Origin of the sequence: Noviherbaspirillum sp. (genome assembly GCF_036563305.1) — a bacterium.
GTDB lineage: Bacteria > Pseudomonadota > Gammaproteobacteria > Burkholderiales > Burkholderiaceae_D > Noviherbaspirillum.
The window spans coordinates 401,783-421,898 of sequence record NZ_DATCMQ010000013.1 but is presented as its reverse complement, the minus strand read 5'-3'; the positions used below and the strand labels follow the sequence as shown (position 1 = coordinate 421,898).

Here is a 20,116-nt window from a genome sequence, read left to right as displayed (position 1 = left end):
AGCGCGCGCGAACGATCTGGATGGACCTCTTGCGGTCGCGATTGTTCGATGCCGGAACGTCCTGTTGCGCGTCCCGGCGCGCATTGCCGGGGCACTCACCGGTGTTGCGCTATCGTCCACGTCGGGCCGGTCAGGCCGGCCAGCGCACCTGGCGGCCGGCGCCGGCCGCTGTTCCGGTTTCTCCGCTGTTGCCATGCAAAAGAAACGAAGCCGCGCTAAAATAGCTGCCTAGACAGTGATTGCCGAGGCAGGAAGATGACTGGAAAAAAGATTCTCGAAGAGTACCGGGTCGACGATAGCGTCGGCTACCTGCTGAATCGTGCCCGGCTCAAGCTTGCCAAGGCGTTTGACGATGTGCTGGCGGAATACGAGATCACCCATGCACAGGGCGGCATCATCCTGATGCTCGCCACCGGCAAGTACGAAACGGCTGCCGAGTTGGTGCGCGAGCTCTACTCCGACTCCGCCTCGATGACCCGCATGATCGATCGTCTGGAGAAACGCGGCCTGGTCCAGCGGGTGCGGCGCTCCGACGACCGGCGCGCGGTCAGCCTGCGGCTGACCGCGCAGGGCCGCGCGCTGAGCCGCAAGCTGCCGCAGGTATATGCGGCGCAGCTCGCGGCCAGCTTCTCCGTCCTCAGCGCGACGGAAATCGACACCCTGCGCGGACTGCTGCGCAAATTTCTCGGCGACGACCCGCAGGCCGCCGCCAATGACCATCCTGAAGAACATGAATGACATGACAAGGCGAGCCAACCGGCTGGCAGGTACGGCCGCCGCGCTGGCGGCAGCAATGCTGCTCACCGCCTGTGCCACCCATCGCGATATCGGCAGCAGCGCCGTCCTGCGCGCGCCGGCCGACTACGAGAGCGCCGCAACGCTCGCCGGCGCTGGCGGCGCATGGCCCGGCCTGTCCTGGGCCGCGGACATCGGCGGCTCCGCATTGCAGGAACTGATCGACGAAGCACTTGTGCAGAATCCGGGCATCCGGTCCGCGGCGGCGCGGGTCGCAGCGGCACGCGCAATGGCGGAAGCCGCCGGGGCGGCCGGACAACCGCTGGCCGGCGGCACGTTCAACAGCACCTGGCAGCGCTACACCGAGAACGGGCTGGTGCCGAGGCCGCTTGCCGGCAGCCGCGAGACCGACAACCGCCTCACGCTCGACTTCTCCTATGACCTCGACCTCTGGGGCCGCCATGCCGCCGAGCAGCGCGCCGCGCTGTCGCAGGAAAAGGCCGCCGACGCCGAGCAGCAGGCGGTACGCATCGGCCTGTCCACCGCCATCGCCCGCGCATGGGTCCAGCTTGCACGCCAGGAGGCGCAGCTGTCGCTGCTGGCGCGCCAGATCGAGGTCCGCCAGGAACTCGACCGGCTGACCCGCCTGCGGGTCGCGGCCGGCCTCGACAGCCGCAGCGAGAACGAGCAGGCGCGCCAGCAGCTGGCGACGCTGCGCGCGGAGCAGGCGCAATGGCAGGAGGCGCAGCAGTTGACGCGCAACCAGCTCGCGGCCCTGCTCGGGCAGGGGCCGGACCGCGGCCAGCGCATCGTCGCGCCGGTGCTGCCGGCCGCGGCGTCCGCGGCCCTGCCCGCGCAGCTGCCCCTGGGCCTGCTCGGGCGGCGGCCGGATATCGTCGCCGCGCGCTGGCGGGTGGAGGCCGCCCAGGGCGACATCGACAGCGCACGCGCGCAGTTCTACCCGAACATCAACCTGGTCGCGTTTGCCGGCTTCAGCAGCCTGGGCCTGTCCAACCTGCTGGCCGGCGGCAGCCAGGTCGCCGGCGTCGGGCCGGCGGTGCGGCTGCCGCTGTTCGAGAGCGGCGGGCTGCGTGCGCAACTGAAGGGCCGGGTCGCCAGCCATGAGGGGGCGGTCGCCGCCTACAACCAGGCGCTGACCGACGCGCTGCACGAGGTCGCCGACCAGCTGCAGTCGCTGCGTGCCGCCGCCGTGCAGCAGGAACAACTGCTGGCGGCGTCCCAGGCCGCCGCCAGCAGCCTGGAACATGTCCGCCGGCGCGAGCGCGCCGGCACGGCCAACCGGCTGCCGGTGCTGGCCGCCGAAATGACCCTGCTGACGCAGCAGCGCGCGGAGCTCGACAGCCGCGCGCGCCGCGCCGATCTCGACATCGGCCTGATCCGGGCCCTCGGCGGCGGCTTCAGCGATGCCGGCGCCGGCGCCGACATGAACAAGAACATCGCCACTTACTCCGCATCATGAGCAACGAAACCAGCAACGCAACCAGCAACCAATCCAGCAAGACCGGCCGCGGCCGGCTGATGATCCTCTTCACCATCGTGGTGGTCCTCGCCCTCATCGCCTACGGCGCCTGGTGGGCCATCTTCGCCAGGCACGCCGAGACCACCGACGATGCGTATGTCGGCGGCAACGTGGTGCAGGTGACGCCGCAGGCCGGCGGCACTGTCGTCGCCATCCATGCCGACGACACCGAGCTGGTCCAGGCCGGCGCGCCGCTGGTCGAGCTGGACCGGCGCGATGCGCAGGTGGCGCTCGACCAGGCCCAGGCGCAGCTGGCCCAGGCAGTGCGCGAGGTACGCAACCTGTACGCCAACAACAGCACGCTGGAGGCCAGCGTGCGCCTGCGCAGCGCCGACCTGCAGCGCGCGCGCGAAGACCTGGCGCGACGCCAGGAGCTGAGCGGCAGCGGCGCGATTTCCAGGGAAGAGATCGAGCATGCCCGCAGCGCGGTGCGCAGCGCCGAGTCCGCGCTCGACGCGGCACGCAGGCAGCTGGCATCCAACCAGGTGCTGACCGACCGCACGTCGGTCGCCCGCCACCCCAACGTGCAGCGCGCCGCGGCGCAGGTGGAAGCGGCACACCTTGCCTACGCGCGCGCCGTCATTCCCGCGCCGATCACCGGCTATGTCGCCAAGCGGTCGGTGCAGGTAGGCCAGCGTGTCGCCCCGGGCGCACCGCTGCTGTCGATCGTGCCGCTCGACATGCTGTGGGTGGATGCCAACTTCAAGGAGGTGCAGATCTCGCGCATGCGGATCGGGCAGCCGGTCACGCTGCATTCCGACCTGTATGGCAGTGACGTGGTCTTCCACGGCAAGGTGGCGGGACTGTCCGCCGGCACCGGCTCCGCCTTCTCCCTGCTGCCGGCGCAGAATGCCAGCGGCAACTGGATCAAGGTGGTGCAGCGGGTCCCGGTGCGCGTGACGCTCGACCCGGATGAACTGCGTGCGCATCCGCTGCGCGTCGGCGTGTCGATGGAAGCGCGGGTGGACATCAGCGATGCCGCCGGCACCTCGCTTGCGGCCGGCGCCGTCCGCGCCGAGCCGGCCTATCGCACCGACGCGTTCGCCGCCTCCGGCAAGGAAGCCGAGGCGCTGATCGCGCGCATCATCGCCGACAACGGCGGCAGCACGACCCAGCACTGAAAAAATGCAATCTTCTTCGCATACCGCGCTGCCGCCGCTGAGCGGCACGCCGCAGGTGATGGGAACGCTGCTGCTGTCGCTGGCGGTGTTCATGAACGTGCTCGATTCCTCGATCGCCAACGTCTCCATTCCGGCGATCTCCGGCGACCTCGGCGTCTCGCCCCAGCAGGGCACCTGGGTGATCACCTCGTTCGCGGTATCCAATGCGATCGCGGTGCCGCTCACCGGCTGGCTCACGATGCGCTTCGGCCAGGTACGGCTGTTCATCACCTCGATCCTGCTGTTCGTCGTGGCATCCTTCCTCTGCGGCATCGCACCCAACATCGAGACCCTGATCGGCGCCCGCGTGCTGCAGGGCGCGGTTGCCGGGCCGATGATCCCGCTGTCGCAATCGCTGCTGCTTGCCAGCTATCCGCGTGCGAAGAGCGGCATGGCGCTCGCCTTCTGGGGCATGACCACGCTGGTCGCCCCGATCATGGGCCCGCTGCTCGGCGGCTGGATCTCCGACAACTACACCTGGCCGTGGATCTTCTACATCAACGTGCCGATCGGCCTGGTCGCGGCGTGGGGCACCTGGGTCATCTACCGGCAGCGCGAGTCGCGCGTGCACCGGCTGCCGATCGACAAGCTGGGACTGGTGCTGCTGGTCGTCTGGGTCGGTGCGCTCCAGCTGATGCTGGACAAGGGCAAGGAGCTGGATTGGTTCAGCTCGGGCGAGATCGTGCTGCTCGCGGCGGTTGCGCTGGTCGCGTTCGTCTACTTCGTGATCTGGGAACTCGGCGAGGCGCATCCGGTGGTCGACCTGTCGCTGTTCAGGGGCCGCAACTTCACCGGCGGCGTAGTCGCGATCTCGGTCGCCTACGGGCTGTTCTTCGGCAGCCTGGTGATCCTTCCGCTCTGGCTGCAGACGCAGGTCGGGTATACCGCGACCGAGGCCGGCAAGATCATGGCTCCGGTCGGCATCTTCGCCATCCTGCTGTCGCCGGTGGTCGGCAAGCTCCTGCCCAGGGTCGATGCACGCTTCGTCGCCACCGGCGCCTTCGCCATCTTCGCACTGGTGTTCTGGCTGCGCTCCCGGTTCACGCCGGAAGTCGACACCTGGGCGCTGATGGTGCCGACGGTGATCCAGGGCGCGGCGATGGCGATGTTCTTCATCCCGCTGACCGCGATCATCCTGTCCGGCCAGCCGCCGGAGAAGATCCCGGCCGCGGCCGGCCTGTCGAATTTCGTGCGCATCATGTTCGGCGGCATGGGCACCTCGCTCACTTCCACCCTGTGGGACAATCGGACGGCGCTGCATCACTCGCAGCTGGCCGAACATACCGGTCCGCACAATCCCGCCTTCGGCGCCGCGATGCAGTCGCTGACGGCGCAAGGCATGACGGAGCCGGCGGCGCTGGCAGTCCTGGAGCGCAACCTCGGCGTGCAGGCAAGCACGATGGGCGCGACCGACATCTTCTGGATGTCCTCGGTCATGTTCCTCGCGCTGATTGCGCTGGTATGGGTGACGCGGCCGCAGAAATCGGGCGCACCGGCGGACGCCGGGGGCGCACACTGATATCGACAACAAGGAGACAGGCGACATGCCGATATGGAAAAGGAGCAGCAGCATCGGACAGCTGCAGAAGTCGAACGAGAACACCGCCGCCCGCAGCCTGGGCATCGAGTTCGTCGAAATCGGCGAGGACTGGGTGAGCGCCCGCATGCCGGTCGACGAGCGCACCCGGCAGCCGCACGGCATCCTGCACGGCGGCGCATCGGTACTGCTGGCGGAAACGGTCGGCAGCGTCGCCGCCAATCTCTGTACGGAGGAGGGCGCCTACTGCGTCGGGCTGGACATCAATGCCAACCACCTGCGTCCGGCAAGCGCCGGCTGGGTTACCGGCACTGCCCGGCCCTTCCATATCGGCCGGACCACGCAGGTATGGGACATCCGCATCGTGGACGAGTCGGACCGCCTGGTCTGCATCTCGCGCCTGACGATGGCCGTGTTGGCAAGGGCAGCATAGGCGGGTACAGTTGCAATTCAGGCATAATGCCTGGCTAGCGACAGGCCGTCGCAGCTCAACTACAAGCCGTCAGCCGGCGGTCCGGTACCAAGAGAGCCTCCTATGCGACTGCGCGTTCACCTGACCCTGCTTGTCATCGCGACACTCGTGCCGATGGTCTTCCTGTCGGCCGTGTCCCTCAACAAGCTGCAGGAGGCCCACCGCGAGGCAGCGCTCGCCAGCCTGCACGAAACCGCGCGCGCGGCGTCCCTGGTCATCGATCGCGAGCTGACTGGCGTGCAGTCGGCGCTGCGCGTGCTCGCGGCCTCGGACGCGCTGGACCGGGCCGACTACCAGCGCTTCCACGAGAAGGCGAGACAGGCGATCCAGCCCAGCCAGGGCTGGATCATCCTGTTCGGTGAGGACGGCCGGCAGCTCATCAATACCCGCATCCCGTACGGGACGCCGCTGCCCGGCCGTCGCGTCAACCTCGAGCGGTTCCCGCAGATCCAGAGCGAAGAGGGCTTTCACGTATCCGACCTGACCTGGGGCGAGCATGCGCGGCGCCACGTGGTGATGGTCGAGATGCCCGTTACCATCGACGGCCAGCGTCTCGTGCTGTCGCAGGCGATCCTGCCCGCGTATTTCAACCGCACCTTCGCCGAGCGCAACATCCCGGACAGCTGGGTTGTCGCCGTTTTCGACAAGAGCGGCAACACGCTTGCGCGCAGCCACAGGCCCGACGAGTACGTCGGGAAAAAGGCACTGGCCGCGACCCTCGACGCGATCAGGACCGGCTACACCGGCGTGATGCGCCACAAGATCCGCGGCGAGGTCGAGGTGTACGACGTGTTCGTCCATTCGCCGCTGTCGCAATGGACGGTGGCGCTCGGCGCCCCGGTCAAGGAAATCGACGGCGCCATCAGTCAGGCGGTCATCATTTCCGGGGCCGGCCTGCTGTCCGCGATCCTTGCCGCATCCCTGGTGGCGTTCGTCGTCGGCCGCCGCATTTCCCGTGCAGTCCAGGGGGCGGTGCGCAACGCGGTTATCCTCGGCAAGGGCGGCAGCCTGCAGGGCGACGCATCCTCCGGCGTAGCGGAAATCGATGTGCTGCAGGCGACACTGCTGGAATCCGGCAGGCTGCTCGACCAGGAAAAGGCGCACCGGCAAGCGGCCGAGGCCGAGCGCAACGCGCTGCTCGAGAGCGAACAGCAGGCGCGTCGCCAGGCGGAGCAGCAGAACCGCGCCAAGGACCAGTTCCTGGCGATGCTGGGACACGAGCTGCGCAACCCGCTGGCGGCGATGACGAGCGCGGTCGAGGTGCTCGGCATGGAAGGCAATCCCGAGCGCGCCGCCCGAGCGCGGGCGATCCTGCGGCGGCAGGGCGAACACCTGAACCACATCGTCGATGACCTGCTCGACGTCAGCCGCGTCCTGTCGGGGAAGGTGCTGCTGGACAAGCAGCCACTGGATCTGGCGGCGACCGCCGCCGGGTGCCTGGCGACGCTGCGCTCCACGGGGCGCACCGACCGCCACGCGGTCACCCTGTCGGCGCTGCGGCCGGTCTGGATCAATGCCGACGCCACGCGCATCGAGCAGATCATCAACAACCTCCTGGATAACGCGGTCAAGTACACGCCCGCCGGGGGTGCCGTCCGCATCGCCGTGCATGCCGAGGAGACCGAGGCCGTGCTGTCCGTCGAGGATACCGGCATCGGCGTGCCGCCGGAGTTGCAAGCCGCCATATTCGACGTGTTCGTGCAGGGCGAGCGCTCGCTGGACCGCGCACAGGGCGGGCTCGGCATCGGGCTCGCACTGGTGCGCGAACTGGCCCGCCTGCACGAGGGCACAGTCGAATGCCGGAGCGCCGGCGCGCGCGCGGGCAGCATGTTCATCCTGCGCCTGCCGCTGTCGCTCGCGCCGGCGGCGTGCGGCAGCGAAAGCCCTTCCGCCGAACCCGAGCCGCGCAGCGTGCTGCTGATCGACGACCACGCGGACGCGCGCGAAATGACCTTCGCCATGCTGGCCAGCCAGGGCCACCGGGTGCAGGCGGCGGCCGGTGCAGAGGAGGGCATGATGCTGGCGCTGGCGGACAAACCCGATGTGGCGCTGGTCGATATCGGATTGCCGGGGATGGATGGCTATGCGCTGGCCCGCGCGATGCGGACGAAGAGCGCGCTGGCCGGGGTGACGCTGGTCGCCCTTACCGGCTACGGTTCCGACGAAGATCGCCTGCGCAGCCAGCAGGCCGGTTTCGACCTGCATATCGTCAAGCCGCTGACGCGGCAGAAGTTCGAACAGGTCTCGGCGCTGCTTGACCGGCAGGCTTCGGCCCGGTAGCGCCGCCGCAGGCAACGGCGCCGGCCGACTACGTTTATTTGTCGGCGCGGCGCACGCACAGGTCGTAGGCGTCCGCCTTTGGTGCCAGGTCGCGGTCGACCAGGACGAAGATCGGATAGCCGTTGTCGCGCCGTCCGTAGAAGCCCTCGAAGCCGTTGCCCAGCTTGCCGCCGGTGAACTGCATCTGGCCGGTCTTCACGTCGTACTTCATTGGCCCGGGGTAGCGCTGCGATCCGATGTAGGCATACTCTGCGGCGCTGGCGATCTCCACCACCTTCTCGGTATAGCCCGCGGCGTTGTACTGCTGGCGGCAGATGTACCGGCCGGGCTCGATCTTCCCGCCGCGCTGGGCGATGGCGCGCAGGGGTTCGATGCCGGCGTGGGCCGAGGTGGCGGCGAGCAGCGCCAGCAGGGCGGCGCGATGGCGTTTCATGACGAGGCTCCGTGGGTTGAGGTGCTGGCAGGCTACCCCTGAAATTGAGATATGGCAACAAGCCTGCGGGCGTCGCGGCCGTTGTATCGACCGTCGGGAACTTGGCGTCGCGGCGGGCGCCTCATTGGGAAAGGATGCCGAACGCCGGATGCCATGCCCCTTCCCGAACTCCTCACCAACGCAATCCTGTATGTCTTCATCCCGCTGTGGGTGCTTGCGGGCTTCTGCGACTGGCTGTTCCATCGCCATACCGGCATCAGCCATACCGCCGGCGTAAGGGAGTCTGCGCTGCACCTGCTGATGCTGGCCGAGGTCGGCCTGCCGCTGCTGGCCGCACTCTTCGTCGAGGTCAATGCGCTGCTGTTTGCCGTCATGATCGTGGCGCTGCTGCTGCACGAAGCGACGGTACTGTGGGACCTGCGCCATGCCGCCCCGCGACGTACCATCCTGCCCGGCGAACAGATCGTGCACAGCTTCCAGGAACTGGTGCCCCTGATCCTGCTGACGCTGCTGGCCTTCGTGCACTGGGACCAGTTCCGCGCGCTGTTCGCGTTCGACGGCAGCGCCCGCTTTGTCGTCGAATGGAAGCGCGATCCGCTGCCGACCGGATACGTCGCCGGCCTGCTGGGCGGCGCCACGTTGTTCATCGCGCTGCCCTACGCCGAGGAATTCTGGCGCTGCTGGCGCGACCGCCGCAGCCTTCCCGCCGATCACTGATTATTTTCCTCTGGGAATGATGCGCCGGAGAGACAATGCCTGTTTTGCAAGAACGGGCCTGTTTTTTCTCAAGGTGTGGAACAAAATCGGACGGGAGAATCGGGGCTGGTTTTGACAAGACGCGAACCAGCAGTTTGATTTCGGGACGCCGGACCGGCATCCGGCACGAGACCAACAGGCGCACACCTATTGAATGAAACCCACACCGCATACCTATCGTCCGGACATCGACGGGCTGCGTGCGATCGCGGTGCTGGCTGTCATCGCCTTCCACGCCAACGCCGACCTGCTGCCCGGCGGCTTCATTGGCGTCGACGTCTTTTTCGTCCTGTCCGGCTTCCTGATCACCGGCCTGATCGTCAAGGCGATTGAGCAGGACAGCTTCCGCTTCACCGATTTCTATGCCCGCCGCATCAAGCGCATCCTCCCGGCCTACATCGTCGTGGCCGTGGCGACCCTGGTGTTCTCGTCCTGGCTGCTGATCCCCAACGACTATATCTTCTACACCACCTCGCTGGCGGCGTCCTGGGCGTTTGCGTCGAACGTCTTCTTCTCGATGCTCAGCTGGGGCTACTTCGGCCAGCGCACCGAGGAGTTTCCGCTGTTGCATACGTGGTCGCTGTCGGTCGAGGAGCAGTTCTATTTCATCTTTCCGGTACTCCTGATCCTGCTCTACCGCTACCTGCGCGGCCACGTCGTCACTGCGCTTGCCGCGCTCGGCCTGCTGTGCCTGGCGATCTCGCAGTGGAAGATCGGCGAAGTGCGTTCCTATTTCCTGCTCAGCTCGCGCGCCCACGAACTGATGATCGGCGCCCTTGCCTTCTTCGCGACACAGCGGCTGCCGGCACTGGGCAGGACGCCTGCGCTGGCCGCCGCCGCCGCCGGGCTATGCCTGATGATCGGCTCGATGTTCCTGATCGGCCAGGACACGCCGTTCCCGGGCATCAATTCCCTCTATCCCTGCATCGGGGTCGCGCTGGTGATCTTTGCAGGACGGACCGACAACCCGGTGCGTGCCGCGCTCGCGAGCCGGCCGATGGTCGCGGTAGGCCTGATTTCCTATTCGCTCTACCTGTGGCACTGGCCGATCTTCTCCTTCCTGCGCTATCGCAGGATAGAGCTGGACTTCGGGGTGGCGGCGGCGGCGGTGCTGCTCGCCTTCGTGCTCGCCGTCCTGACCTGGCGATACGTGGAACAGCCGGTGCGCAACAGCCGCGGGATCGGATTCAGGCAGGCGGCGCTGCGGTACTACGTCCTTCCCGCCAGCGCCTTCCTCGCCGTCGGCCTCTACTCGTACGCGTCGGAAGGCGCCCCCAACCGGTTCTCCGGCGAGATGCGGGAGCTGATCGCCAGCTATTCCTTCGAGCGGGACCTCGGCCGGCTGTGCTCGATTCGTGCCGACGACTACCGGAAGATCGACGCGCGGTATCTCGAACAGCACTGTGCCTACGGCGACACCGGCCAGCAGAAGCCGGCAATACTGCTGATCGGCGATTCGCATGCCCATCACTTCAAGCCCTTCGTACAGCAGCTCGCCACCGCCGCGCATCTGAAGGGGGTATACCATGTCCAGGGTGGCTGCTTTCCGACCAGCGGCGCGGTCCCGCAGAGCGGCGGCGCCGAGCCTGGCACCTGTGAACGGCGCAACAACGACCTGCTCGCGCTGGCCGGCAACTACAAGTACGTGGTGCTCGGTGGCCAGTGGGCGACGCATCCGTCGATGCAGGGCCTGGAGAGGGAGCTCGATCTGGTGATCCGCAGGATTGCGGCGGCCGGCGCGGTGCCCGTCATCATCAAGGACAACGTCGATTTCGAACCGGACATGTCGCAGTGCGTGCTGCATCGCAAGCGCGGCTGGCTTCCCGCTGACACCGACTGCAACATCCCGCGCAGCCACATGGAGAAGACCCAGGGCCCGGTCGACCGCATAATCGACGGCCTGCAGGCGCGGCACCCCGGCCTGGTCACCATCGACCCGAAGAAGGTCATGTGCGACGCGCGGGAATGCAGGACCTACTCCGGCAACATGGCCTTCTACAAGGACGCCAACCACATCAATGCGAAGGCAGCCCTGTATCTCGGCGACCGCTACCAGGCGGAAGTCGGCAACCCGTTTCGCAGTGACGCCGGGACGCCCCGGCCGCGCATGCAGTCGCACGCGCTGGCCGTGCTGAGGCACGCCGGATACGGGCCTGCACGCTAGCCGAGCGGCGCCAGCAGCAGCTGCAGATCCTCCGGGCCGAATTTCGCCGCCATGCCGGCATCGCTGCCCAGCACCCCTTCCGCCAGCGCCGACTTGCGCGCCTGCAGCGCGAGGATGCGCTCCTCGATGCTGCCTTCCACCAGCAGCTTGTAGACGAACACAGGGCGATCCTGACCGATGCGATGGGCGCGCGCCGTGGCCTGCTCCTCGACCGCCGGATTCCACCATGGATCGACATGAACCACGGTGTCCGCCGCCGTCAGGTTCAGCCCGACACCGCCCGCCTTCAGGCTCACCAGCATCAGCGGTACCGTCCCGCCCTGGAAGGCCTGCACCACGCCCGCACGCGCCGCGACCGGCGTATCGCCGGTGAAGGACAGGAAGGGCATGTCCAGCATGCGCAGTTCGCTTTCGATCAGGGCGAGCATCCCGGTGAACTGGGAGAACACGAGGATGCGGCGACCCTCCGCCATCAGCGCCGGAAGCATGTGGCGCAGCAGCGCCATCTTCGCCGACCCGGCATCGGGCGGCGGCGCGGCCGTCTTCAGCAGGCGCGGATCGCAGCAGACCTGGCGCAATTTCAGCAGCGCGTCGAGGATGCTGATCAGCGCGCCGTCGAATCCCTTGTGCCGCAGGATGCGGCGAATCTCCTCGTCGGCTGCCACGCGCACGCTTTCGTAGCGTTCGCGCTGTTCGCCCTCGAGCTGCACCCACTTGATCACCTCGGTGCGCGGCGGCAGCTCGGCAGCCACTTCGTCCTTGCGCCGGCGCAGGACGAAGGGACGGATGCGTTGCGCGAGCAGGCGCGCGCGCTGGCTCTGGCCATTGACCTCGATCGGGGTGCGCCAGACCCGCTTGAAAGTCCGGGCGTCGCCAAGGAAGCCCGGCATCAGGAAATCGAACTGCGCCCACAGCTCGCCGAGGTTGTTCTCCAGCGGCGTGCCCGTCAGGCACAAGCGGTGACGCGCATCGAGCCGACGCACCGCGCGCGCGGTCCGGCCTGCCGGATTCTTCACCGACTGCGCCTCGTCCAGGATCAGCAGGTGGAAGGGCTGCGCCCGCAGCACCTCGATGTCGCGCCAGAGCAGCGCATAGGTGGTCAGCACGAGGTCGTGTCCGGCCATCAACCGGTAGTCGGCTGCCCGCCCGGCGCCCTGCAGGGCCAGTACCCGCAGGCTGGGCGCAATCCGCCGCGCCTCGGCTTCCCAGTTGAACACGAGCGAACTCGGCAGCACGACGAGGGCAGGCCGGTCAAGGCGGCCCGCCTGTTTTTCGACCAGCAGGTGCGCCAGCGCCTGCGCGGTCTTGCCGAGTCCCATGTCGTCCGCCAGGATGCCGCCGAGGTGCTGGGCGCGCAGGTACTGCAGCCAGGCCACGCCGTGCAGCTGGTAGGGGCGCAGCGTGATGCCCAATCCCTCCGGCGCAGCGACTGCGGGCGGCGTGCCGGCGTCGGCGAGCCGTCGCGCGAGCTGGCGCAGCCCGGCGTCGCCCTGCAGCTGCCAGCCGCCGTGCGGACCGGCGCGCTCGCGCTGCGTGTCGAGCAGGCTGCGGCACATCTGGTCGAAGCGCTGTGCATCCCATTCCGACAGCGGCAGCGGCCCTTCCGCGCGGCGCGGGTCGGCGAGCAGGTCCAGCATGCACGCGATCACCGGTTTCAGCCTGGCGGCGGGGGCATCGATACGCCGCCCGCCCGGCGCCCGCAGGCGCACCATCTCTTCGTCCGGAACGGCAGCCGCCCTTGCCGCATCCAGCCAGCGCGATTCGCGCCGCAGCAGGTTGGCGAGCAGCGGCACGAGGTCCAGCAGTTCGCCCTCGATCTCGACGCCGAGGCTGAGCAACCAGGATGCCTCGCGCGCATTGCGGTCGAGGGGCGCGATCGACGGCGGTCGCGGGCGCATGGCGGCAGCGATTTCCTTGCCCGTCACCTCGCCGCTGGCGGGGTCGAGGATCATGCGCCATGCGTCGACGTGCACGCTCTAGTGCGCAAAGCCGGGACCGATCACCACCGACCAGCCCTCCGACTGCAGCTCGGGCAGGCGGTCGGCCCAGAAATCCGCGAACAGGGTCTCCTGCGCCAGTGTCCACAGCGGGCCTTGCAAGCGGTCCCGCGCAGCGGCGTCGCGCCATTGCAGGCTGTCGGCCGGCAGCGGCAGCAGGCCCAGATCCCAGATCCGGTCGAGCGCGTCGGCCTCGGCATCGACGTCGCGCAGCAGTACGCGACGTCCCCGATCGTCCAGCAGGAAGCGCGCGGCGGCCGGGCGACGATTGGCGATGGTGGCGGGCGCCGGCAGCTCCCAGCTGCCGCCCTGTCCGTCGGCGCAGGTCCATGTGACCCAGGCAATCGTGACTTCGCCTCCGCGCGGACCGAGCGCCGCCGACGGCCGCATGCCGAGCAGGCCGTCGCCGCGGCCCAGGGTCCGCAGCGTGATGCGCGGACGGAAGCGGCCGGCGGGCGCCTCGCGTTCGTCCTGGTTCACGGCGCGTTGAAGCGGATGGCGAGGGTGCCGAGATCGCCGAAGCACAGCGTGATCTCCCGCCCCGCCGGTACCTCGAAGCTCGGGACATAGGAGCCGGTGATCACCGCCTCGCCGGCGCGCAGCCCGCGTCCCCGGCGGCGCAGGAATTCCGCCAGCCAGTACAGCGGCAGCAGCGGATTGCCGTCCGGGTGGCGTCCCTTCATGGACACCGTCTCCTCGCCTTCGGCACGGACCTCGATCGGGAACGCGGCGGCGGCGCGGGCAAGCGCGAGGTCGATTTCCGGACCGAGGAACAAGCCCTGGTTGAGCAGGCCGTCCGCAAGGTGTTCGGGAAAGGGGACCGTTGCCGGATCGTCGTAGCGACTGCGGATAAGCTCCAGCGCCAGGCGGGCCCCGCCAATCGCCGCATCGACGTCGGCCGGGGCATAGGGCAGGTCGCGCGGCGGCAGGTCGCGGGCAAGGACGAAGGCCAGTTCCGGTTCGATCCTTACCCGGCCGCCGCTATCGGCCACCGCGCAGGGCGACGCATGAAACACCGAGCCGGCGTGGACAGGCGCGGCCACCACCCTGCCCTCCGCCGGGGTGCCGCATTTCCATGCGCCGGTGTCCGCCGCCAGGATGGCCATGACGGCGTCCTGCACGGCGAGGGCGGTATCGGCATCGCTTGGCCGGCAGGCCGCCGGCAGTCGGGGGCCGGCAGAACCGGAGCGGCGGCGGGCGGCAAGGATGTCCGCCGCGGCGGCGACGAGGGAAGGGTCTGGATGGGTCATCGGAAATAGTCGGTCCTGATTACGTCGGCGAATACCGGTAGGGCCGGGCGCCGGGAATGCATGTACGCATGCTTGGCCCGGGCCCGGGCCGATCGTCGCAATGCGGATTTTCCCAGATGCGCCGCGGGCGCGCACGCGGGCGACCCGTTTCCCGTCCTGGCGGCGCCGCGTGCCGGATGCCGCCTGCTTCCGTCGCCGCCCTAGTCGCCTTCAGGGGAAAAATCATGATCTTTTCCCAGATCCCAATCGTCGGGAATGTCGTGGTGCTGCAATTGGCGACTACGGGCGATGGCAGCGCGCATCAGCGACGCGTCCCGCGCGGCCGGCGTGCCCAGATAGTAGCGGTCAGGCAGTATCCCTACCCGGTACAGGTCCAGCCGGTCGGCATCCCAGCAGGCCTGCACCGTTGCCGAGTCGGTCAACCGCTCCCGCGTGTGCCCGCGGCAGGCCGTCACCAGCGCATGCAGCTGCGCCGGCTCCAGGTGAAACAGGACGTCGTGCCGCGACAGGGCATAGTCGGCTGCGCGAGGGCCGTGCTCGGGATCGGCCCCGTCGTCGTGCCGCTGACTGTCGTGGAGGAAGGCGAACAGTTCGATGACCTTCCAGTCCGCGCCGCTGCGCCGGGCAATCTGCATGCCGTTCAGGCGTACCCGCGCCCAGTGGGCCGGGCCGTGCACGCTGGAAGGCGGCAGGCGGAAGTTGGCCAGGATGTCGTCGATCAGCGGGCGTGGAACCTGGCTGCCCGGTGGAAGTATGCCGTCGGAGATTGTCATGCAGGTGTCGGGAAAGTGTCGGATGGGGCCGCAGCGAACATCATCGCGATGCAGGCGGCAGCATGGGAAGATTGACTGAAGGCTTCCATCATAGCCGCCTTGCTACGGCAAACCATTCGCAGATGATCCGCGTGTCGTCCGTAAAACGCTCGCCGCAACGCGCCGCGCTTCGCCGGTACCATGCGCCGATCTCTGCCTTGAACCAGGCCAGCGTCCTGTCCCCCTCGCCATACGCAGCGGCGAACGCTTCATCGATGTCGCCGAAGCGGAGGACCTCGATCCGTTGTGTCTCGAGGACCGCCCGCGGGCGGGCATGTGCGCCAAGCAGGAGACTGAGCGCGCCGGCGAAAGGGATACGTCCGTCCGGATAGTCCCAGAATGCGGAGGAAGTCGCCGTCTTCACTCCCGACAGGATGAGCTCCGCCCCGTGGTCGGCCGACTCGGGCGTATCGCCGATTGTCAGGGGTGAGAAGAAGCGCTCGCTCTGGCCGGGGCAGGTTGCCTCCAGCAGCGCGGTTGCAGTATGCGAATCCATCGCGATCCTCCGTCCGGTTTGTCTCTTCGGTCATGCGATTATCGCATCGGGGAGAAGAACGGGCGGGTGGTGCAAAGCCGCGCAGCGCGCCTTCGCCGCCGCCGGACGGGGCTGCAAGCCCGGCGGCCGTCGTCCCGGCAGGCGAATTGCCGGATCAGCGTACCGGCCGCCAGCCCGCGCTCCTGACCGACACCGCGAATACCGCAAGGCCTGCCAGCGCCAGCAAAGCACCGACCCAGCCCGTTGCAGACCAGCCAAGCCCGGCATTCACCGCCACGCCGCCCAGCCATGCACCGAGGGCATTGGCAGTATTGAAGGCGGAGTGGTTCAGCGCCGCCGCAAGGGTCTGCGCATCGCCGGCGACGTCCATCAGGCGGATCTGGAGTACCGGGCCCATGGCGACGAGCGTGCCGACCAGCAGGACATTCAAGGAGCCCAGCCAGGAATGATAGGCGGTGAACGAGTAGGCGCCGAGAACGAGCACCGCCCAAACCAGCAGCCCGCACATGGCCGGCATCAGCGCGCGGTCGGCAAAGCGCGGGCCGACGAGGTTGCCCAGTACCATGCCGGCGCCGAACAGTGCCAGCACGACCGGCACCTGTTCCAGCGGCATGCCCGCCAGCGTCATCATCGTCGGCTTGACATAGCTGAACACCGAGAACAGGCCGCCGAGTCCGATGGCCCCGATTGCCAGCGTCAGCCACACCTGCGGCCTCCTGAGTGCGCCCAGTTCACGCATGGGGCTTGCGCCTTCGTCAGCGGGTATCTCCGGCAGTGCGCGGAAGATGAGCACGGAAGCAAGGAAGGCAAGCGCCCCGACGAATACGAATGCCGCGCGCCAGCCCATCACCTGGCCGAGCCACGCCGCAATCGGCACGCCCACCAGCGTCGCGACCGTCAGCCCCAGCATCACCTGGCCGACCGCTTGACCGCGTCGTCCCGGTGCCGCCATGGATGCGGCCACCAGTGCCGCTACGCCAAAGTACGTGCCGTGCGGGAGCGCGGCAAGGAAGCGCAGCAGGTTCAGCGAAAGATATCCCGGAGCGATGGCGCTCGCGATATTGCCAAGACCGAAAACCAGCATGAGCGCGACGAGCAGCTTCCTGCGCGGCCAGCCCGACGAAAGCACCGCCAGCAACGGCGCGCCGATCACCACACCAAGCGCATAAGCACTGATGACGTGACCTGCCTGCGGAATCGTCACGCCGAGATCGCGGGCGACTTCGGGAAGCAGGCCCATGATGACGAACTCGCCGGTGCCGATGGCAAAGCTGCCGACGCCCATGGCGAGATTGGCACGGAGTGACGCGCCGGATGGTGCAACGGTTGAAACGGGGGAGGGAGAAGTCGATTGCGGGAATGAAGACACGGACAGCTTTGGAAACAGAGGGAGATGAAGCGTGGGGATTCTACTCCAAACCTGTCGCTTCTTCCGGCGCGCGATCATGCCGCCGGTGCGGCGCCCCGGACGGTCTGCCCATTCCTGGCCCGGGCCTTCGACGGTCCGCGCCGATTCACCAACAGCCCGTGCCCCGGCACGGTCGGGCAGACATCGTCACCGCTGACATTTCAGGCGATCTTCGGCGAGCAGACAGGACGCCGCAAACAGCAGGCCGCCGTGCTTTATGATGCCGGGATGAATGAAAGCCAAAGAAAACGCGCACTCCCCCTGGCGCTGCTGACGGCGGTCGGCATGCTGTCCTCCGACCTGTACCTGCCCGCACTGCCCGCGATGGTCGCCGACATCGGCGTCAGCCTGGTCGAGGGCCAGGCAACGATGGCGGTGTTCCTCATGTCGCTGGCACTGTCTCAGCTCGCCTGGGGCTGGCTCGCGGATCATTTCGGAGACCGTGCGGCGATTTTCTCCGGCATCTGGCTGCTGATCGGCGGCAGCCTGGCTTGCGCGCTCGCGCCGAATATCGAGTGGATGCTGTTCGGCCGCCTGTTGCAGGGCCTTGGATCCGGCGCGGCCACCGTCGCGGTGCCGGCACTCATCCGGCGCCGGTTCGGTGAGACCGACGCCGTCGGCGCGCTGGCGATGGTCGCCACGCTGGAGTCGATCGTGCCCGCCGCCGCCCCGGTGCTCGGGGTTGCGCTGCTCGGCCTGCTCAGCTGGCGCACCAGTTTCGTCCTGATCGCAGTGGCGGCCTTCATCCTGCTGTTCTTTGCGGGTCGGATCGTCGGCCACGTTGATCACCCGGATATCCCGGCCCGTGGCGCGCCGACCTGGGCCACGGTAGCCAATGGACGTTTCCTGCGCCATTGCGCCGCGTATGCCTGCATGTTCGGCGCATTGCTGATGTTCGTCTCGAGCGCGCCGATCCTCGTTACGCACTGGTATGCGCAACCAGTCACGGCGTTTGCCGCGCTGCAGGTATGCGGCGTTCTCGCATTCATGGTCGGGGCGCGCCAGGGAACGCGCAGCGTGGCGCGGTTGGGCATCGCGGCCCTGATACGGCGCGGCACGCTCGCGCAGGCATGTGCCGGCGCGGTCATGCTCGCCTGCGCGGCTGCGGACTTTCGGTCGATGGCGGGATTGTGCGTGGCCTGGGCCATGTTCTGCTGGGGATTGGGCATGCGCGGTCCATCCTCGATGTCGCGCGCATTGTCGCTGGTGCGCGGCGGGCACGGCAAGGCTGCCGGGCTGCTGATGTTTTCTGCTTTTGCCGCAACTTCGGTGGCGACCATGGCCGTCGCACCCTGGCTCGAGCATGGCCTGCTGCCGGTCGCGCTGCTGTTGACCGCCCTGGTCGCCGCCAGTACGGCACTGGTCCCCGAGCTTTTCCTGGGTATTGCGGGGCGGCGCCAGGAAAGCTGACCTTGACGGGCACCCTGGCGCAATCTCCTATTTCGCCCGTTCGTACCAACCCTGAGTCCGGTTGACCAGGCCGACGACCAGCAGCATGACCGGCACCTCGACAAGCACGCCTACCACTGTCGCCAGGGCCGCTCCCGACTGAAAACCAAAGAGGCTGATCGCGGTCGCGACGGCCAGTTCGAAGAAGTTCGACGCGCCGATCAGGCTCGATGGTCCGGCCACGCAATGGGCGACGCCCAGCTTCCGGTTCAGCAGGTAGGCAAGCCCGGAATTGAAGAACACCTTGATGAGGATCGGCACCGCCAGCATGGCAATGGCCAGCGGCTGCTCGGTAATGGCGTGCCCTTGAAATGCGAACAAAAGCATCAGGGTCAGCAGCAATGCCGCAATCGAAAATGGTCCGAGCTTGCGTACCGTGCGTGCAAGTTGCGCCGACCCTTTTTTCAACAGGGCGTTGCGGATCCACTGCGTCAGGATGACGGGAACGATGATGTACAGCCCGACCGAGGCGATCAGCGTATCCCACGGTACCGTGATCGACGACAGGCCGAGCAACAGCGCAACCAGGGGGGCAAACGCGACGATCATGATGACGTCGTTGAGGGCGACCTGGGAGAGCGTGAAGTAGGGATCGCCCTTGCACAGCTGGCTCCAGACGAACACCATGGCGGTGCAGGGCGCTGCGGCAAGGAGGATCAGTCCCGCGACGTAGCTGTCGAGCTGGTCGGCGGGAAGCCAGGGGGCGAACAGGTGCCGGATGAAGACCCACCCGAGGACCGCCATCGAGAACGGCTTGACCAGCCAGTTGATGACCAGCGTCACGCCGATGCCGCGCCAGTGACTCCTCACCTGCGACAGCGCCGCAAAGTCGATCTTGATGAGCATCGGGATAACCATCACCCAGATCAGCACGCCGACCGGTATGTTCACCTCCGCCAGCGCGAGCGTGGCGATCGCGTGTATGGCAGCGGGAAACGCCTTGCCGATGAAGATGCCGGCGACGATGCAAAGGGCCACCCAGATCGTCAGGTAGCGCTCGAAGAACCCGATGGCGGGGGCGGAGCCGGCGGCAACGGCAGTCGTGGGAGTGGAAGTCATCAGTGGAATGTGCGTCGAGGCCCGGACTGCGGGCGTGGGCAGCGAGGTCTAGTCGGCAGTCGTCGACGTCTCGCCGATCTTCTGGATTTCCTGCCGGATTTCGTGCTTCGCGAGCCGATCCAGCGGCAGGCTGACGAACGCGGCCATACGGCGTCTGATCTGATGGAAAGTCGTTTCGAACGCCACCCGCTTTTCGTCGTCGGTTCCTTCGACGGCGGCCGGATCTTCAAAACCCCAGTGCGCCGTCGCAGGATGTCCGGGCCAGACCGGGCAGGCCTCCGCTGCGGCGTTGTCGCAGACGGTGATGATGAAATCCATGGCTGGCGCGCCGGGCGCGGCGAATTCGTCCCAGCGCTTGCTCCGCAGGTTGTCGATCGGGTAGCCGGTCTTCATCACCTGCTCGATGGCGAAGGGATTCACGCCGGCCGCCGGTTTGCTTCCGGCGCTGAATCCACGGAAGCGGCCTTCGCCCATGGTCGTTACCAGGGCTTCGGCCATGATGGAGCGCGCGGAATTGCCCGTGCAGAGGAAGAGGACGTTGTAGGGCCTGTCAGTCATGGTGTTGTCG

The 20,116-nt window shown here is 67.7% G+C and carries 18 protein-coding genes; 9 read left to right on the top strand and 9 right to left on the bottom strand.

Going from position 1 to position 20,116, the window contains the following annotated elements:
• Positions 1-255: 255 nt before the first annotated feature.
• The 6 genes from VIM12_RS12365 to VIM12_RS12340 all read left to right on the top strand — a co-directional run bounded on the left by VIM12_RS12365 (position 256) and on the right by VIM12_RS12340 (position 7,724).
• On the top strand, positions 256-738 hold the full coding sequence (locus tag VIM12_RS12365; RefSeq protein ID WP_331941935.1) for a MarR family winged helix-turn-helix transcriptional regulator: 483 nt from the start codon (positions 256-258) through the stop codon (positions 736-738).
• Positions 713-2,215, top strand: a complete 1,503-nt coding sequence (locus VIM12_RS12360) for an efflux transporter outer membrane subunit (RefSeq protein WP_331941934.1) — start codon at positions 713-715, stop codon at positions 2,213-2,215. Before VIM12_RS12365 ends, VIM12_RS12360 begins: the two co-directional genes overlap by 26 nt.
• Positions 2,212-3,396 (top strand): efflux RND transporter periplasmic adaptor subunit, encoded by a 1,185-nt coding sequence (locus tag VIM12_RS12355; protein WP_331941933.1) that lies wholly within the window; start codon positions 2,212-2,214, stop codon positions 3,394-3,396. The genes VIM12_RS12360 and VIM12_RS12355 overlap by 4 nt, the downstream gene beginning before the upstream one ends.
• A gap of 4 nt (positions 3,397-3,400) precedes the next feature.
• Positions 3,401-4,954, top strand: coding sequence for a DHA2 family efflux MFS transporter permease subunit (locus VIM12_RS12350; RefSeq protein WP_331941932.1), 1,554 nt, complete (start codon positions 3,401-3,403; stop codon positions 4,952-4,954).
• 25 nt (positions 4,955-4,979) lie between these two features.
• Positions 4,980-5,405 carry a hotdog fold thioesterase gene (locus VIM12_RS12345; protein WP_331941931.1) on the top strand — a complete coding sequence of 142 codons (426 nt, stop codon included), beginning with the start codon at positions 4,980-4,982 and terminating at the stop codon, positions 5,403-5,405.
• 102 nt (positions 5,406-5,507) lie between these two features.
• The gene (locus VIM12_RS12340) at positions 5,508-7,724 is read left to right on the top strand and encodes an ATP-binding protein (protein ID WP_331941930.1); all 2,217 of its coding nucleotides are present in this window, start codon (positions 5,508-5,510) and stop codon (positions 7,722-7,724) included.
• A 34-nt stretch (positions 7,725-7,758) separates the two neighbouring features.
• Here the strand turns inward: VIM12_RS12340 and VIM12_RS12335 are convergent, their stop codons facing one another.
• Positions 7,759-8,157, bottom strand: coding sequence for a hypothetical protein (locus VIM12_RS12335; protein WP_331941929.1), 399 nt, complete (start codon positions 8,155-8,157; stop codon positions 7,759-7,761).
• A 153-nt stretch (positions 8,158-8,310) separates the two neighbouring features.
• Here VIM12_RS12335 and VIM12_RS12330 point away from each other — a divergent pair, with 153 nt between their 5' ends.
• Positions 8,311-8,874 carry a diguanylate cyclase gene (locus VIM12_RS12330; protein WP_331941928.1) on the top strand — a complete coding sequence of 188 codons (564 nt, stop codon included), beginning with the start codon at positions 8,311-8,313 and terminating at the stop codon, positions 8,872-8,874.
• Between the two features lie 193 nt (positions 8,875-9,067).
• Positions 9,068-11,077: an acyltransferase family protein gene (locus VIM12_RS12325; protein ID WP_331941927.1), complete on the top strand. Its 2,010-nt coding sequence runs from the start codon at positions 9,068-9,070 to the stop codon at positions 11,075-11,077.
• Here the strand turns inward: VIM12_RS12325 and VIM12_RS12320 are convergent.
• The 6 genes from VIM12_RS12320 to VIM12_RS12295 form a co-directional block, all read right to left on the bottom strand.
• A complete protein-coding gene (locus VIM12_RS12320; protein ID WP_331941926.1) occupies positions 11,074-13,029 on the bottom strand; it encodes a DEAD/DEAH box helicase in 1,956 nt (651 codons plus the stop codon). The genes VIM12_RS12325 and VIM12_RS12320 overlap by 4 nt on opposite strands.
• A gap of 24 nt (positions 13,030-13,053) precedes the next feature.
• Positions 13,054-13,554 (bottom strand): hypothetical protein, encoded by a 501-nt coding sequence (locus VIM12_RS12315; protein WP_331941925.1) that lies wholly within the window; start codon positions 13,552-13,554, stop codon positions 13,054-13,056.
• Positions 13,551-14,324: a fumarylacetoacetate hydrolase family protein gene (locus tag VIM12_RS12310; protein WP_331941924.1), complete on the bottom strand. Its 774-nt coding sequence runs from the start codon at positions 14,322-14,324 to the stop codon at positions 13,551-13,553. Before VIM12_RS12310 ends, VIM12_RS12315 begins: the two co-directional genes overlap by 4 nt.
• A gap of 200 nt (positions 14,325-14,524) precedes the next feature.
• Positions 14,525-15,097 carry a hypothetical protein gene (locus VIM12_RS12305; protein ID WP_331941923.1) on the bottom strand — a complete coding sequence of 191 codons (573 nt, stop codon included), beginning with the start codon at positions 15,095-15,097 and terminating at the stop codon, positions 14,525-14,527.
• Between the two features lie 88 nt (positions 15,098-15,185).
• A complete protein-coding gene (locus VIM12_RS12300; RefSeq protein WP_331941922.1) occupies positions 15,186-15,632 on the bottom strand; it encodes an ASCH domain-containing protein in 447 nt (148 codons plus the stop codon).
• 154 nt (positions 15,633-15,786) lie between these two features.
• Complete coding sequence (locus VIM12_RS12295) at positions 15,787-17,007, bottom strand: MFS transporter (RefSeq protein WP_414691786.1); 1,221 nt, start codon at positions 17,005-17,007, stop codon at positions 15,787-15,789.
• A 261-nt stretch (positions 17,008-17,268) separates the two neighbouring features.
• Here VIM12_RS12295 and VIM12_RS12290 point away from each other — a divergent pair, with 261 nt between their 5' ends.
• A complete protein-coding gene (locus VIM12_RS12290) occupies positions 17,269-18,450 on the top strand; it encodes an MFS transporter (protein ID WP_331941920.1) in 1,182 nt (393 codons plus the stop codon).
• 27 nt (positions 18,451-18,477) lie between these two features.
• Here the strand turns inward: VIM12_RS12290 and arsB are convergent, their stop codons facing one another.
• Entirely contained in the window at positions 18,478-19,548 is a 1,071-nt protein-coding gene (gene arsB, locus VIM12_RS12285; protein WP_331941919.1) for an ACR3 family arsenite efflux transporter, read from the bottom strand.
• A 48-nt stretch (positions 19,549-19,596) separates the two neighbouring features.
• Positions 19,597-20,106 carry an arsenate reductase ArsC gene (locus VIM12_RS12280; RefSeq protein ID WP_331942044.1) on the bottom strand — a complete coding sequence of 170 codons (510 nt, stop codon included), beginning with the start codon at positions 20,104-20,106 and terminating at the stop codon, positions 19,597-19,599.
• Positions 20,107-20,116: the final 10 nt, after the last annotated feature.

Bases quoted from the DNA above. Each gene is read 5' to 3' on its own strand.
- VIM12_RS12305 (WP_331941923.1), bottom strand. From the start codon at position 15,097: ATGACAATCTCCGACGGCATACTTCCACCGGGCAGCCAGGTTCCACGC.
- VIM12_RS12320 (WP_331941926.1), bottom strand. From the start codon at position 13,029: ATGATCCTCGACCCCGCCAGCGGCGAGGTGACGGGCAAGGAAATCGCT.
- VIM12_RS12355 (WP_331941933.1), top strand. From the start codon at position 2,212: ATGAGCAACGAAACCAGCAACGCAACCAGCAACCAATCCAGCAAGACC.
- VIM12_RS12300 (WP_331941922.1), bottom strand. From the start codon at position 15,632: ATGGATTCGCATACTGCAACCGCGCTGCTGGAGGCAACCTGCCCCGGC.
- VIM12_RS12350 (WP_331941932.1), top strand. From the start codon at position 3,401: ATGCAATCTTCTTCGCATACCGCGCTGCCGCCGCTGAGCGGCACGCCG.
- VIM12_RS12335 (WP_331941929.1), bottom strand. From the start codon at position 8,157: ATGAAACGCCATCGCGCCGCCCTGCTGGCGCTGCTCGCCGCCACCTCG.
- VIM12_RS12325 (WP_331941927.1), top strand. From the start codon at position 9,068: ATGAAACCCACACCGCATACCTATCGTCCGGACATCGACGGGCTGCGT.
- VIM12_RS12290 (WP_331941920.1), top strand. From the start codon at position 17,269: ATGAATGAAAGCCAAAGAAAACGCGCACTCCCCCTGGCGCTGCTGACG.
- VIM12_RS12280 (WP_331942044.1), bottom strand. From the start codon at position 20,106: ATGACTGACAGGCCCTACAACGTCCTCTTCCTCTGCACGGGCAATTCC.
- VIM12_RS12360 (WP_331941934.1), top strand. From the start codon at position 713: ATGACCATCCTGAAGAACATGAATGACATGACAAGGCGAGCCAACCGG.
- VIM12_RS12365 (WP_331941935.1), top strand. From the start codon at position 256: ATGACTGGAAAAAAGATTCTCGAAGAGTACCGGGTCGACGATAGCGTC.
- VIM12_RS12310 (WP_331941924.1), bottom strand. From the start codon at position 14,324: ATGACCCATCCAGACCCTTCCCTCGTCGCCGCCGCGGCGGACATCCTT.
- VIM12_RS12340 (WP_331941930.1), top strand. From the start codon at position 5,508: ATGCGACTGCGCGTTCACCTGACCCTGCTTGTCATCGCGACACTCGTG.
- arsB (WP_331941919.1), bottom strand. From the start codon at position 19,548: ATGACTTCCACTCCCACGACTGCCGTTGCCGCCGGCTCCGCCCCCGCC.
- VIM12_RS12345 (WP_331941931.1), top strand. From the start codon at position 4,980: ATGCCGATATGGAAAAGGAGCAGCAGCATCGGACAGCTGCAGAAGTCG.
- VIM12_RS12330 (WP_331941928.1), top strand. From the start codon at position 8,311: ATGCCCCTTCCCGAACTCCTCACCAACGCAATCCTGTATGTCTTCATC.